Annotated in this window: 14 protein-coding genes; 8 read left to right on the top strand and 6 right to left on the bottom strand. The window is 69.4% G+C overall.

Annotated features, from left to right (window positions below):
• The 4 genes from ACFQVC_RS17390 to ACFQVC_RS17375 all read left to right on the top strand — a co-directional run bounded on the left by ACFQVC_RS17390 (position 1) and on the right by ACFQVC_RS17375 (position 3,374).
• On the top strand, positions 1-501 hold the full coding sequence (locus ACFQVC_RS17390; RefSeq protein ID WP_381831341.1) for a low molecular weight protein-tyrosine-phosphatase: 501 nt from the start codon (positions 1-3) through the stop codon (positions 499-501).
• Positions 498-1,640 (top strand): cystathionine gamma-lyase, encoded by a 1,143-nt coding sequence (locus tag ACFQVC_RS17385; protein ID WP_381831340.1) that lies wholly within the window; start codon positions 498-500, stop codon positions 1,638-1,640. Before ACFQVC_RS17390 ends, ACFQVC_RS17385 begins: the two co-directional genes overlap by 4 nt.
• Before the next feature lie 242 nt (positions 1,641-1,882).
• Complete coding sequence (locus ACFQVC_RS17380; RefSeq protein ID WP_381831339.1) at positions 1,883-2,788, top strand: LysR family transcriptional regulator; 906 nt, start codon at positions 1,883-1,885, stop codon at positions 2,786-2,788.
• A 103-nt stretch (positions 2,789-2,891) separates the two neighbouring features.
• Entirely contained in the window at positions 2,892-3,374 is a 483-nt protein-coding gene (locus tag ACFQVC_RS17375; protein ID WP_381831338.1) for an NUDIX domain-containing protein, read from the top strand.
• Between the two features lie 17 nt (positions 3,375-3,391).
• Here ACFQVC_RS17375 and ACFQVC_RS17370 read toward each other — a convergent pair whose 3' ends face one another.
• Together ACFQVC_RS17370 and ACFQVC_RS17365 are read right to left on the bottom strand one after the other, a co-directional pair.
• Positions 3,392-5,095 carry a globin domain-containing protein gene (locus ACFQVC_RS17370; RefSeq protein ID WP_381831337.1) on the bottom strand — a complete coding sequence of 568 codons (1,704 nt, stop codon included), beginning with the start codon at positions 5,093-5,095 and terminating at the stop codon, positions 3,392-3,394.
• Positions 5,096-5,473: 378 nt separating this feature from the next.
• Entirely contained in the window at positions 5,474-6,106 is a 633-nt protein-coding gene (locus tag ACFQVC_RS17365; protein WP_381831336.1) for an HAD family hydrolase, read from the bottom strand.
• Between the two features lie 98 nt (positions 6,107-6,204).
• On the opposite strand from ACFQVC_RS17365, the gene ACFQVC_RS17360 reads away from it, so the two are divergent.
• Both ACFQVC_RS17360 and ACFQVC_RS17355 read left to right on the top strand, forming a co-directional pair.
• Positions 6,205-6,741, top strand: coding sequence for a DUF2269 domain-containing protein (locus tag ACFQVC_RS17360; protein ID WP_381831335.1), 537 nt, complete (start codon positions 6,205-6,207; stop codon positions 6,739-6,741).
• Positions 6,742-6,746: 5 nt separating this feature from the next.
• Positions 6,747-7,613 (top strand): GNAT family N-acetyltransferase, encoded by an 867-nt coding sequence (locus ACFQVC_RS17355; protein ID WP_381831334.1) that lies wholly within the window; start codon positions 6,747-6,749, stop codon positions 7,611-7,613.
• 54 nt (positions 7,614-7,667) lie between these two features.
• On the opposite strand, the gene ACFQVC_RS17350 is transcribed toward ACFQVC_RS17355, so the two are convergent.
• Positions 7,668-8,102, bottom strand: coding sequence for a GlcG/HbpS family heme-binding protein (locus ACFQVC_RS17350; protein ID WP_381831333.1), 435 nt, complete (start codon positions 8,100-8,102; stop codon positions 7,668-7,670).
• Positions 8,103-8,168: 66 nt separating this feature from the next.
• Complete coding sequence (locus ACFQVC_RS17345) at positions 8,169-9,377, bottom strand: MFS transporter (protein ID WP_381831332.1); 1,209 nt, start codon at positions 9,375-9,377, stop codon at positions 8,169-8,171.
• 148 nt (positions 9,378-9,525) lie between these two features.
• Between ACFQVC_RS17345 and ACFQVC_RS17340 the strand changes: the two genes are divergently transcribed.
• Both ACFQVC_RS17340 and ACFQVC_RS17335 read left to right on the top strand, forming a co-directional pair.
• Complete coding sequence (locus tag ACFQVC_RS17340) at positions 9,526-9,984, top strand: MarR family winged helix-turn-helix transcriptional regulator (protein WP_381831331.1); 459 nt, start codon at positions 9,526-9,528, stop codon at positions 9,982-9,984.
• A gap of 71 nt (positions 9,985-10,055) precedes the next feature.
• Positions 10,056-10,517, top strand: coding sequence for a GNAT family N-acetyltransferase (locus ACFQVC_RS17335; protein WP_381831330.1), 462 nt, complete (start codon positions 10,056-10,058; stop codon positions 10,515-10,517).
• A 49-nt stretch (positions 10,518-10,566) separates the two neighbouring features.
• On the opposite strand, the gene ACFQVC_RS17330 is transcribed toward ACFQVC_RS17335, so the two are convergent.
• Together ACFQVC_RS17330 and dnaB are read right to left on the bottom strand one after the other, a co-directional pair.
• Entirely contained in the window at positions 10,567-11,925 is a 1,359-nt protein-coding gene (locus ACFQVC_RS17330) for a serine hydrolase domain-containing protein (RefSeq protein WP_381831472.1), read from the bottom strand.
• A gap of 326 nt (positions 11,926-12,251) precedes the next feature.
• Complete coding sequence (dnaB, locus tag ACFQVC_RS17325) at positions 12,252-13,730, bottom strand: replicative DNA helicase (RefSeq protein ID WP_381831329.1); 1,479 nt, start codon at positions 13,728-13,730, stop codon at positions 12,252-12,254.
• Positions 13,731-14,121 lie beyond the last annotated feature (391 nt).

Raw genomic sequence — 14,121 nt, 5'->3', positions numbered from 1 at the left:
ATGAACGCCCCCTTCCGCGTCTGCTTCGTCTGCACCGGCAACATCTGTCGGTCCCCCATGGCCGAAGCCGTCTTCCGCGCGCACATCGAGGAGGCCGGGCTCGACGGCCTGGTCGAGGTGGACAGCGCGGGCACCGGCGGCTGGCACGAGGGCGACGGGGCCGACCCGCGCACAGTCGCCGTACTGGAGGCGAACGGCTATGCCGGCGCCCACGCGGCGCGGCAGTTCCAGGCCGACTGGTTCGACCGGCTCGATCTGGTGATCGCCCTCGACTCGGGGCATCTGCGGGAGCTGCGCCGCCTCGCGCCGACTCCCGCGGACGCCGACAAGGTGCGGCTCCTTCGCTCGTACGACCCCGCCGGGGCCGCCGATCCCGACGTGCCGGATCCGTACTACGGCGGCACGGACGGCTTCGAGTCGTGTCTTCGGATGGTCGAGTCAGCGAGCCCCGGCCTGCTCGCCGCCGTCCGGGAAGCGGCCGAGGGGAGGGGCGCGGCATGACGGAGCGCCCTGTGCGGGGCGGGCCGGGCGACGGGACCCGGTCGGTGCGCGCCGGTCTTCCGGAGCCCGTGAAGCATGAACCGACGCTTCCGGGGCCGGTTTTCGCCGCCCACTTCCATCTGCCCGGCGACCCCACGGGCCCGTACACCTATGGCCGCGACGAGAACCCGACCTGGACCCACCTCGAGCGCGCCATCGGTGAGCTCGAGGCCCCGGACACCGAGACGGAGACCCTGGTCTTCGCCTCCGGGATGGCCGCGATCTCCGCGGTGCTCTTCTCGCAGCTGCGCTCCGGTGACGCCGTGGTCCTGCCCGACGACGGTTACCAGGCTCTGCCGCTGGTACGCGAGCAGCTGACCACGTACGGCATAGAGGTGCGCACCGCGCCCACCGGCGGCGACGCCCAGCTCGATGTCCTCGACGGTGCGAAGCTGCTGTGGATCGAGTCCCCGTCGAACCCGGGGCTCGATGTGTGTGACATCAGGCGGCTTGTGGCCGCCGCACATGCTCAGGGCGCCCGCGTGGCGATCGACAACACCCTGGCCACTCCTCTGGGGCAGCGCCCCCTCGAACTCGGTGCGGACTTCTCGGTGGCCAGCGGCACCAAGGGCCTCACCGGCCACGGGGATCTGCTCCTCGGCTATGTGACCGGCCGGGACCCGGAGCAGATGGCCGGCGTCCGGCGCTGGCGCAAGATCGTCGGCGCGATTCCGGGGCCCATGGAGGCCTGGCTCGCCCACCGTTCGCTGGCCACACTGCAACTGCGGATCGACCGGCAGACCGACAACGCCCTGGCGGTCGCCGAGGCGCTGCGGACGCGTGCCGAGGTGAGCGGTCTGCGCTATCCGGGACTGCCCGACGACCCCTCGCACAAGATCGCCACTCAGCAGATGCGGCGGTTCGGCAGCGTCGTCTCCTTCACGCTGCCGTCACGCGCGCGTGCCGAGCGTTTTCTGGCGGCGCTGCATCTGGTCGAGGACGCCACGAGCTTCGGCGGTGTACGGTCCACCGCCGAGCGGCGCGGCCGCTGGGGCGGTGATGCCGTCCCGGAGGGCTTCATCCGTTTCTCCGCCGGTGCGGAGGACGAGGCGGACCTCGTGGCGGATGTGCTGCGCGCGCTCGACGAGTCGGCCGGCTAGCCGGCACCACGGCTCCCGTACGGTGCGCCGGCCCCGCGGTACGGCAGTACGGCGCCTACGCACAACGGACGGTCCGAGCCTCCCCCCTCGTGGCTCGGACCGTCCCGGTTCTGCGCGCGAAGAACCGCGCGCACAAGGCTAGTTGACTCTGTGTCAGTGTCCAATCACAGTAGCGACAGAGACCTATCGACTTATTTATAGTTGGGCGCCTGCGGGAGCTTGGGGAGGGGAGAGGGCTTCGGATGGATCTGGCCTTGCTGCGCACGTTTGTCACGGTGCACCGGGCCGGCTCCTTCACTCGCGCCGCCGCCCTGCTCGGGCTCTCCCAGCCCGCTGTCACCTCACAGATCCGCACCCTGGAACGGCAGTTGGGCCGCCCGCTCTTCTTACGGCAGGCCCGCGGAGTGACCCCCACGACCATCGGCGACGAGCTGGCACACAAGGCGGCGCCGCATCTGGACGCCCTGGTGGAGATCGCCGAGAGCGCCCCGGACGAGGAGTCGCCGGTCCGCACCCTTCATCTGGCGGGGCCGCCCGAGTTCACAGCTGAACGCGCCCTGCCCGCTCTCACCCTGCTCAGCGGCGAGGACGGCCAGGGCTATGCGCTGCGCGCCTCCTTCGGCAACGCCGAGGAAACCCTCGAAGGGCTCGCCGCCGGGCATCACGATCTGGCCATTTCCACGGCGCGGCCACGCGGCGCACTGCTCACAGCGAGTGCGCTCTGCGACGAGGAACATGTTCTGGTGGCCGCTCCCGGCCTGGCGAAGAGGATCGGCCCGAGTGAGTTCGAGCAGCCCGGAGCGCCCGACCTGGGCGCCCTGCCGGTGGTCGAAGTACATGAGTCGCTGCCCCTCGTGGCCCGTTACTGGGCCGCGGTCTTCGACTCCCGGCCCGCCGCCTCCGGCACGGTCGTCGTCCCCGACCTGCGCGCCGTTCTGGCCTGTGCCGCCGCAGGCGCGGGCCTTGCGGTGCTGCCCCGCTATCTGTGCGCCGAAGCCCTGGAGCGCGGCGACGTCATCGCGGTGCTCGACCCTCCCGTGCCGCCCCTGCGCACTTATTTCCTGGTCGTGCGCACCGGCACACTGGCCATGCCGCATATCGCGCGGGCCCACGAATGGCTGCTGCGTGCCGCCGCCGAGTGGAGCTGACCGTCCCTCCGGCACGCATACGTCGTGTTTCACGTGGAACATGACGGGACTCACGTAGAACACGACGGGTTTCACGTGGAACACGACGGGCCACATTTCTTCCATGACCGTCCGACCCGTGGTCAAGCGCACCGCACGTGCCGTCCTCCTGGACGGCGACGACCTGATCCTCATCAAGCGCACCAAGCCCGGTGTCGACCCGTACTGGGTCACGCCCGGCGGGGGAGTCGAGCCCGAGGACACCACCGTCGTCCACGCCCTGCACCGCGAGGTGCACGAGGAACTCGGAGCGAAGATCACCGATGTGGTGCCCTGCTTCGTCGACACGGTGGAGCACATCGGCGCGGACGGCGGTGCCACCGGGGTGAAGGTGCAGCACTTCTTCGTCTGCCGTCTCGACTCCATGGACGCGTCCCTGCGGCACGGCCCCGAAGTCGAGGAGCCCACCGGCGAGTACGAGATCGTACGGATCCCCTTCACCCGCGTCGGGATCGCCTCGGTCCATCTCGTACCGCTGTCCCTGCGGCACTATCTGGACGGCAACATCGAGGGCGTACGCGCGATGCACGCACCCGATCTGGGGTAACTCCCGCGCGTGGGGCGTCAGTCCGCTGCCGCGACCAGTTCCTCGAGGGAGTCGTGCCGGATCCGGTCGGACGGGATACCCGCGTCCCGCAGGGCGTGCAGCCCGCTGCGGATCATGCCGGGCGGGCCCGAGAGATAGGCGTCGTACTCGTTCCACGGGCCGTACTCGCGTACCGCGTCCGGAAGCTGCCCCTGCTGGTCCAGCGTGTCGATCACCGGTCGCACGGAGAGCCACGGGTGGCTCTGCTGCAGCCGCAGCATGGTGTCGATGTCGTAGAGGTCATGGTCCGTACGGGCCCCGTAGAAGACCTCGACCGGGCGCCGCTCACCGTGCTCGGCGACATCCTCGACCAGCGCCTTGATGGGCGCGATCCCGGTGCCACCGCCCAGGCAGAGCATTCCGTTGTCGGTGCCATGGTCGACGATCATGCTTCCCGCGGGCGGGCCGAGCCGGATCGTGTCACCGGGCCGGGCGCGGTGCACCAGGGCGTTGGAGACCCAGCCCGCCGGAACCGCCTTGACGTGGAAGGTCAGCAGCCCGTCGGGACGCGGCGCGGACGCGAACGAGTAGTGCCGCCAGACCCGGGGCCACCACGGGGTCTCCAGGCTGGTGTACTGCCCGGCCAGGAAGGGGTACGGCTGGTCGGGCCGGACCGTGATCACCGCGATGTCGGGCGTCCTGAGATCGTGCGAGACGACCTCGCCGAACCACCAGGCGGGTGCCCGCAGTTCGTCCTCCGCCGACGCGTCGATCATGATCTGGGAGATCGTGGTGTAGGCGCGCACCCAGGCGGCCTCGGTCTCCTCGTTCCAGATGGAGCTCGCATAGCGGCTCAGTGAGCCGATGAGGGCCTCACCGACGGCCGGGTAGTGCTCGGGCTGGGTGCCGTACTTGCGGTGGCCGCGGCCGAGGTTCTTGAGATACCCGACCAGCACTTCGGTGTTGTCGATGTTCTCGGCGGCCGTGAGGAGCGCCCTCAACAGCCGGTCGCGCTGGGTGTCCATCGAAGCCGGGAACAGCATGCGCAGATCCGGATGACGCACGAAGAGCAGGGCGTAGAAGTAGGAGGTGACCTTGTCGGCGACCGGACCGACCTCGGCCATGGTGCGCTGGATGAGGACCGCGTCCGGGGAGGCGGCCTGGGTGACCGTGGCACCGCCGGTGCCGTGTGTGTCAGCGGCTTCCGTGGCTCCGGCTGCTTCGGCCGCTCCCGCTGCTTCGGGAGCGGGCGTCGGCTGAGCGGTCTCGTCGCGGGGCCCGACAGGCTCAGCAGCGGCTCCGTACCCGGCTGTGGCGGTACGAGGGGCCCCGGTGCCACCGGCTACGGCGGCGGCCCCGACGGGGACGGTCTCCGGGGGCACAGTGGCGTGCTCGGACTGGCGGCTCTGTGACGGCTCGTGAGGGCGGCTCTGTGACGGCTCGTGTGTGCGGCTCTGCGACGGCTCGTGAGGTCCCGACGGGTGGCTCTGCGGCGGTCGGCCATCCTGCCGAGCGTCCTGCGGGGGCCGGCTGTCCTGCCGTCCCCAGGGGGAGCGGTCCTCGCGCATCGGCTCTTCCGGGCGCCGCGCCTCGGGTATTCGCTCCTCCCGGACGGCGCCGGTGTTCCCCGGCTCGGACTGCTCGGCCGGGTGCGCCTGCTTCTTGCGCGGGGTGAACCAGCCGCCGCCCCCGTCGTCGCCGGAAGTGCCGTTGTCGGCCGACGTGGTGGTCGGAGCGTCCATTCTGTGCCTCGCCTCGAACATCTTTCGGTCGGTCTGTGCACTTCCTGTCGGGAAGGTGCTCGCTATTCCCCGCTCTGCCCGGAAAGCAATTGGGACCACATTGAACCTCGACTTCCCGTCCAATACGGACGAGTAGGCCGAGAATGTGATATTGGCCGCAGTCCCGTCACTGCAGCCTGCCACCTTGTGCCCTCACATCGGACAAATAGCGGGAACTCCGGGTAACCGATCCCTCCCTGACGTTAGGCTCCATTGACCTACGCGCGCGCCACTGGCGCCCCCGCATCAACCGGAGTCGACCATACCGGCAGCGGCAGGACGCACAAGCCCCTCACCCCTCGTACGGAATTCGCCGGGCCCGGACCCGCAATTCCCCAATTACCCGTCGCGGCACACCATTTCGTATGCATCCCACAGGTCCTGCCCTTCGTAGGAGTGTGTGGCGAGATAGGCGATGTGGTGGTCAGCATTGACCGCGACCGATACCGGAACGGTCGCGAAGAGCTCCGCATCGGACATCGAGTCGCCATACGCGACGCAATCCGCGCGCTCCACACCGAAGGACGTGCACAGCCGGTCTGCGATCTCCACCTTCGCGGCCGCGCTCAGAATCCCGGCCGGGTCGATCGGCTCGGTGAACGGCACCTCCGGAAAGCGCGAGCCGTACGCGGCATGCGCACCCCATTCGAGGAGGCGCTCCACGAAGAACGACGGGGACAGTGAGATCACCGCGCAGTAGTCGCCGCGTCTTCGTATCTCCGCCCAGGTGTCCCGGATCCGGGACAGCCACGGGGCGCCGGTGAAGGCGGCCGCCACATGCTCCGGTGTCAGCTCCGCCCAGAGCTCGCGGACCCGCACCGCGTACTCCAGCGGTCCTATACGACGGGCGATGAACTCCCGCTCCAGCTCCGCGATCTCCGCCTCCAGGCCGAGCCGACGGGAGATCTCCACGGGGGCGGCCGTGCCGTACAGCAGGGTCCCGTCCAGGTCGAACAAGTGCAGTCGCGCCATGTACGCCGAGGCTAGTGGCCCCTACGCCCCAGCGAGTATGCGGGCTTACTCCCCCGGGCAGACGCCCTCAGGGGCCTGTTCGCGGGACCTTGTTTCACGTGAAACTCGACCGCCCCACACGACGGGCCACCCTGGTTGTCCATGTAGTCGCCGCCGCCGGCTGGCTCGGGCTCACGCTCGGACTGCTCGCTCTGGCCATCACGGCGATCACCACCGAATCCCCGGCCATGACCGAGGCCGCCGTCCGCTCCATGCACGTCTTCGCGGACTGGCTGGTCCTCCCCCTCGCCCTGCTCACCCTCCTGAGCGGCCTTGTGCTCTCCCTGGGGACACCGTGGGGGCTCGCCAGACACCGCTGGGTCTACACGAAGTTCTGGCTCACCCTCGCGACCACCGCGGCCTCGACCTTCGCGCTGCGTCCGGGCGTCGCCGACGCCGCCGAGACGGTGGCCTCCGGGGCCCCGCTGGCCGACCCGAACGACTTGGTGATGGGCCCCATCGTCTCCCTGTCCGCGTATCTCTTCATGACGGTGATCTCCGTCCTGAAGCCCTGGGGCCTGACGAAACGTGGCCGAAAGCACCGGGCCACTGCACGTAAAGCGGTGGACGGCAGGGCCGTACGTCAGCCAGCCTGACCCGCGTGTCGACACCTTCTCTCTCCGCGCTGCCCATCCGCCGGCTGACGCCGCGTGATCTGACCGCCTGCGCCGATCTGTCCGAGAACCGCGGCTGGCCCCGCGAGGAACACAAGTGGGGCCTCCTGCTCTCCGCGGGCACCGGCTATGGCATCGACGACCCGGAGGGCGGCCTGATGAGCGCCTGTGTCGTGACCGAGTACGGCCCTCACGAGCGTCCCGACCTGGCGGCCATCGGCATGATGCTGGTCGCGGAACGCCACGCCAGAAAGGGAATCGGGCGTCGGCTGATGCAGCAGGTCGTGACCGAGGCGGCCGCCACCCCGCTGACCCTGCACGCCACGCCGTACGGCCGGCCGCTGTACGAAGAGCTCGGTTTCAAGACAACTGGCCGCGCAGAGATGCTCCGTGGCCGCTTCAGCCCTTCCGGTCCGGCCCCCACTGTGGCCACCCGGCCCGCGACCGCCGAGGATCTCCAGGCCATCCTGCGCCTGGACTCCGAGGTCTTCGGCTCCGACAGGACCCACATGATCACCCGGCTTCCGGCCTTCGCCGACCAGCTGCGGGTGGCCGAAGACGGCGACGGCCTCATCGGATTCGCCGCCGCCTGGCCGAACATGGACACCCATGTCGTGGGCCCGCTGATCGCCCGGGACACCGAGATCGCCAAGGCACTCGTCGCCTCACTCGCCGCCCACACGGACCGCCCGCTGCGCACGGACATCGACGTACGCCACGAAGAGCTCCTGTCATGGCTCAAGCTCCAGGGCCTGGAGTCCTGGAGCTTCAACGCGGTGATGACCTACGGCATCCCCGAACTGCCCGGCGACTGGACGCGGCGCTTCGCACCCCTCACGGTCGCGGCGGGCTGATCCGCAGCCCTGGCCCGGTACTTGACCTTGGCCTGCTGGTCCAAGCCTTCGGCCTTATACGGCCAGGCTCTCCACGGCGGCCGTGGCGAAGCCGTGGTCCTGCTCCGGTGCGCCACCGCCGACACCGAGCGCACCGATCAGCCGGCCGTCACGGTGGACCGGCACACCGCCCGCGATGAAGAGCAGCGGCCGGTCGAGGGCGGTCGGGAGCGTGTGGAAGGGGCCGCCCGGCTGGACCGCGTCCACGAGGTCGGCGGTGGGTGCGTTCAACTGCAGTGCGGTGTAGGCCTTGCGGGTGCTGGTCTCACCCGAGATCAGCACGGCGCGGTCGTCACGCCGGAAGGCCAGCAGATGACCGCCGGCGTCGAGGACGGTGACGCTGACCGTCACCCCGGCCGCCTCGGCGGCCTTGCGGGCTGCCTCCACCAGGAGCTCGGCATCGGCGGTGGACAGCGGGGTGACAGCGGTGACGGTGGTGGCGGCGTTCATGGTCAATCTCCTTGCGGGGTTGTGCAGTTGGGCCTGCCGGGTGGCGGCCCGTGAGAAGTGTGCGGGTCAGTGGTGGGCCGCGGCGGCGTGCTCCACGGGGGCGCCGGACGCGACGATCCGGGCAGTTCCGGCCGTACGCCGCTCCAGGCCGGCCGAGAGGATCGCGAGGACCAGGGCGGAGGCGGCGAGTACGGCGCCCACCCAGTTCGGTGCGGTGTAGCCGAGGCCGGCCGCGATGACGATGCCGCCCAGCCAGGCCGAGAGGGCATTGCCGAGGTTGAAGGCACCGATGTTGACGGCCGAGGCGAGGGTGGGCGCTCCCGAGGCCTGATCGAGAACCCGCTTCTGCAGCGGCGGTACGGTCGCGAAGCCCAGAGCGCCGATCAGCGTGATGGTCACGGCGGCCGCGATCTTGTTGTGCGCGGTGAGCGTGAACAGGGCGAGCACGACGGCGAGGGCGCCGAGCGCGACGTACAGCATCGGCATCAGGGCGCGGTCCGCGAACCGGCCGCCGATGAGATTGCCGCCGACCATCCCGAGGCCGAACAGCACGAGCAGCCAGGTGACAGACGAGCCCGCGTAGCCGGCGACATCGGTCATCATCGGCGTGATGTAGGTGATGGCCGCGAACACGCCGCCGAATCCGAGCACCGTCATCGCCATGGCGAGCAGCACCTGCACATTGCGGAAGGCCGCCAGCTCATGGCGAAGCCGTACGCCCTCGGGCTTGGGCATGTCGGGCACCAGCTTGGCGACGCCGAGCAGTCCGACGACACCGAGCGCGGCGACGATCGCGAAGGTGGTCCGCCAGCCGGCGCTCTGCCCGACCAGCGTGCCGAGGGGCACACCGACGACATTCGCGACCGTCAGGCCCGTGAACATCATGGCGATGGCTCCGGCCTTCTTCTCCGGGGCGACCAGATCGGCCGCCACGACCGAGCCGATGCCGAAGAAGGCGCCGTGCGCGAGTGAGGCGACCACGCGGCCGGCCAGCATCACGCCGAAGACGGGCGCGAGGGCGGACAGCACGTTCCCGACGATGAACAGCCCCATCAGGAGCATCAGCATCCGCTTGCGCGAGATCTTGGTGCCGAGGGCGGTCATCAGGGGAGCGCCCAGGACGACGCCCAGGGCGTAGCCGGTCACCAGGTAACCGGCCAGGGGAATCGAGACATCGAAGTCGTCGGCCACCTCGGGGAGGAGCCCCATGATCACGAATTCGGTGGTTCCGATGCCGAAGGCCCCGATCGCCAGGGCCAGGAGTGCGAGAGGCATGGGGTTGCACCTTCCCAAAGATTGCGTCTGCGCCTTACGAGCGTTCACAATAATTGCAGACGCTGGTTAATTGCAAACGCGGGCTATCTCGGTTGTGGTCTATCCTGGCCTCAGCCGCCCCGGGACAGCAGGCAAGGAGGCAAGAGCCATGACAGCGACGGACCCCGCACTGACTGCCCTCTCGCAGGGCTGGTGCGCTCTCTCCTTGCTCCACGGGAAGATCGAGGCTCATATCGAGCGCGCGCTGCAGGCCAAGCACGGCCTGAGCGTCCGCGAGTACTCCCTGCTCGATGTGCTCAGCCGCCAGCACGACGGACCGGGCGGCCATCTGCAGATGAAGCAGGTCGCCGACGCCGTCGTCCTCAGCCAGAGCGCCACCACCCGGCTCGTCACGCGCCTGGAGGACCGCGGCCTCCTGTCCCGGTACCTCTGCCCGACCGACCGCCGTGGGATCTACACGGATGTGAGCGAGGCAGGGACCCAGCTCCTCGCCGAGGCCCGGCCCACCAATGACGCCGCGCTGCGCGAGGCGCTCGACGGGGCTGCGGAGAACCCGGAGCTCGCCCCGCTGGTCAGGGCCGTCGAGTCGCTGCGCGTGCCGGCCTAGCGAGGTCGGCACCGCGGCCTGGTTCCACGTCCCGGCACGGCCCGGGCGCCACCGCGCATAGGCTGCGGCTCATGGGAGATCTTGAGATACGGCCGGCCACGCGCGACGACCTGGCCGCCATCGTGGACATGCTCGCCGATGACACCCTGGGCGCACAGCGCGAGTCGCCTGGCGACCTCACGCCGTACGAGGCGGCTTTCGCCCGCCTCGCCGAGGACCCTCATCAGCATCTCGTCGTGGCCGAACGCGAGGGACGGGTCGTCGGCACCCTGCAGCTCACGGTCATCCCGGGCCTGTCCCTGCAGGGCTCGACCCGCGCTCTGATCGAGGCTGTACGCATCCACGCCGACGAGCGCGGCAGCGGCCTCGGCACCAGGCTGATCGAGTGGGCCATCGATGAATCCCGGCGCCTGGACTGTCAGTTGGTGCAGCTGACGTCCAACGCCGGCCGCACGGACGCGCACCGGTTCTACGAGCGCCTCGGGTTCACGGCCTCACACGTGGGCTTCAAGCTCCAGCTCGGCCGGGCTTGATATGCCTCCCTGTTTCACGTGAAACAGGGAGGCTCAAGGACGAACCGGCTCAACTCCTGCTGCCGCGCCAGCCCTCCGGGTCAACTCCTCCGGGCACCGGCGCCCCCACTTCGTAGGGCTCACGCGTGAAGACGAACGACCCCAGATCCAGGTGGCTCACCGCTCCGTCCGCCCGCCGTACCGCACGCAGCGTCTCCCCCGCGTAGTAGCCGTCCAGACCGATCCAGGTGTCCTCGGCCTCCGCCAGGAAACGTGAACGGCGGCCGCCCGGGGACAGCGGCCCCAGCTCGATGCCGCCGTCCGCCACAAGGCGCAGCCCGAAAGCATGCGTCCCCCAGTACCAGGAGCCCGTCAACCCCAGCACTGCGCGGTCGACTTCAGGTGCCGGGCGCCAGGTCTCCGGGATCCGCGGCTCGGCATCGGCGACGATCTGCACGAGCTCACCGGTCAGGGTCGCGATCAGCGGACCCGAGGTGCAGTTGGCCAGTGCGACAGCGGCAAGCCCGTCCTTCTCACTCAGCAGCAGACAGGCAACGAACCCCGGCAGTGAACCCGTGTGCCCGGCCAGCATCCGGGTGTCCCAACGGATCAGCTGGACCCCCAGGCCGTACCCGCTCTCCCAGCCGCCCTCTGGCAGGGCCGCCGGGGTGCGCATCTCCCGTACCGACTCCGCGCTCAGCACACGCTCGTTCCCCTGCGCCAGGAAGACCGCGAACTTCCCCAAGTCCTCGGTGGTCGACCACAGTTGACCGGCGGGTGCCATCAGTCCGAGGTCCTCGACGGGCTCCGGCAGAACCACATCCGCCCAGGGGTGCACGGCCAGGCCGGGGGCATAGGGAGCCTGCGGCTGAACGCTCGTACGGTGCAGGCCGAGCGGTTCGAGCACCTCACGGCCAAGCACCTCCGCCCAGGGCGCGCCCCGGAGCTTCTCCACGAGCGAGCCGAGCAGCGTATAGCCGGGGTTGGAGTAGTGATGCCGCTGTCCGGAGGGATGCCGGAACGGCCTCTCGCCCAGGACGTCTTCGAGTCCGGGACGCAGGGTGCCGGGGGTCCGCTCCCACCATGGCGAAGGGGACTCCGCGGCGAGGCCACTGGTGTGGGCGAGCAGCTGGCCGATCGTCACCCCGTCGGCGCCGGTGCCGGAGAGGTGCTTCTCCAGCGGGTCGCCGAGGTCCAGTAGACCCTCGTCCCGCAGCCGCATGACGAGGACCGCCGTGAAGGTCTTGGTGATGGATCCGATGCGGTACTGGGTGGTGCCGTCCGGCGTCTGTCCGTCGACGGAGCCTCGCGCGCCGCTCCAGACCGGCTGCCCGTCCCGGACCACGGCGGCGACCAGCGAGGGGGCGCGGCCCTCGGACTGCGCCACCGCCGTGCGCTGCAGGAGTGCTCTCCTGGTGGCGGGGAGCAGTTCGGTGAAGTCGCCGTCGGGGACGCGGTCGTGGGCGCCGGCCGGGACTGCGGCATCGTGCCGGGCGCCCGCGGGGGAGGCAGCTGAACCAGTACGGAGAGACGTCATGGTCACAGTCCACCGTCAGAGCGGCCTGTGGTCGAGCCGTTTTCGCCCCTCGCGGAGTCACGTGTCATGGATCTCTTCGCCGACGCGGCGCGCGATCTCCATGGGCCAGGCCTCTGCATGTCCCCCGCCGGATCCCGCCGGTGGCCGGTAGCCGGTAGCCGCTCGTGAGTCGCCGACCGCCGGGTCGCCGCCCGCCGGGTCGCCGGTCAGGCCCGGGATCAGGTCTGCGCCATGTCCACGAAGCGTGAGTAGTGGCCCTGGAAGGCGACCGTGATCGTGGCCGTCGGACCATTACGGTGCTTGGCCACGATCAGATCCGCCTCGCCTGCGCGTGGCGATTCCTTCTCGTAGGCATCCTCACGGTGCAGCAGGATGACCATGTCCGCGTCCTGCTCGATCGAACCGGATTCACGCAGGTCGGAGACCATCGGCTTCTTGTCCGTGCGCTGCTCGGGACCACGGTTCAGCTGTGAGAGCGCGATGACCGGGACCTCGAGCTCCTTGGCGAGCAGCTTGAGGTTTCGGGACATGTCCGAGACTTCCTGCTGGCGGCTCTCGGCCCGCTTGGAACCGCCGGACTGCATCAGCTGCAGATAGTCGATGACGACAAGGCGCAGGTCATTGCGCTGCTTGAGGCGACGGCACTTGGCGCGGATCTCCATCATCGACAGGTTCGGGGAATCGTCGATGTAGAGCGGCGCGGCCGAGACATCGGGCATCCGGCGGGCGAGGCGCGTCCAGTCCTCGTCCGTCATCGTGCCGGACCGCATATGGTGCAGCGCCACCCGCGCCTCGGCGGAGAGCAGTCGCATCGCGATCTCGTTGCGGCCCATTTCCAGCGAGAAGATGACGCTCGGCAGATTGTTCTTGATCGATGCTGCTCGTGCGAAGTCCAGGGCCAGGGTGGACTTACCCATGGCCGGACGGGCCGCGATGACGATCATCTGGCCCGGGTGCAGACCATTGGTCAGGGAGTCGAAGTCCGTGAAGCCAGTGGGCACACCGGTCATCTCGCCGCTGCGGGACCCGATCGCCTCGATCTCGTCGAGGGCGCCCTCCATGATGTCGCCGAGCGGCAGATAGTCCTCGCTGGTCCGCTGCTCGGTGACGGCGTAGATCTCGGCCTGGGCGCTGTTGACGATCTCGTCCACATCGCCGTCGGCCGCGTATCCCATCTGCGTGATGCGGGTACCCGCCTCGACCAGACGGCGCAGAACCGCTCTCTCGTGGACGATCTCCGCGTAGTACTCGGCGTTCGCCGCGGTGGGGACCGACTGAACAAGTGTGTGCAGATACGATGCGCCACCGACCTTGGTGATCTCACCACGCTTGGTGAGCTCAGCGGCCGCGGTGATCGGGTCGGCCGGCTCGCCCTTGGCGTACAGGTCGAGAATGGCCTGGTAGATCGTTTCGTGCGCGGGGCGATAAAAGTCGTGGCCCTTGAGCACCTCGACGACATCGGCGATCGCGTCCTTGGAAAGCAGCATGCCGCCGAGCACCGACTGCTCCGCGTCAAGGTCCTGGGGCGGCACGCGCTCGAAGGTGGCACCGCCGCCTTCCCACGAACCGCCTTCCCGGCCCCTGTCGTGGTCGTCGCGGCCTCCTCCGGCACCGTCCCGGCGCTGACGGGAAACGGGCAGGCGGTCGCCCGGACCGCTGTCGGCCCAGGGGTCGTCCAAGGGCTCGGAAATACTCACCGGCCCACCTCCTCCCGTCCGCCGCTCGCGGACCTCGCCGTGCCCCTCTTTCTTACGGCACGACACTGACAAACCGAGGGCCCAACTCCGCTTCTGACGCGTTGGTTTTGCCGGGTTTCCGAGAGTGGAAAACGGGGCGGGCGCCGGACCACGGTAGGGCCGCGGGCACCGTCAGCCAATCTGGTTATCCACAGGCGGTGTGGATGACGGACCCGATGCTGTGGAGAACCCGCCCAATCCTGTGCACGGCTCGGTGGACAGTTCTGTGAACAAGCCCTCAGGCGTTCCACGAGATAGGCTCTGACCTGCGGTTTTGTTGTCCCCCAGCTGTGCATAAGAAAAACTTCCCCAGTCGGACCAAGATCAGAACAAACGGTGCGGCACGACGGTT

This window comes from Streptomyces monticola (assembly GCF_042665355.1).
In the GTDB taxonomy this organism is placed as follows: Bacteria; Actinomycetota; Actinomycetes; order Streptomycetales; family Streptomycetaceae; genus Streptomyces; species Streptomyces monticola.
The sequence above is the reverse complement of the archived record's forward strand: the minus strand, read 5'-3'. Positions and strand labels throughout refer to the sequence as shown.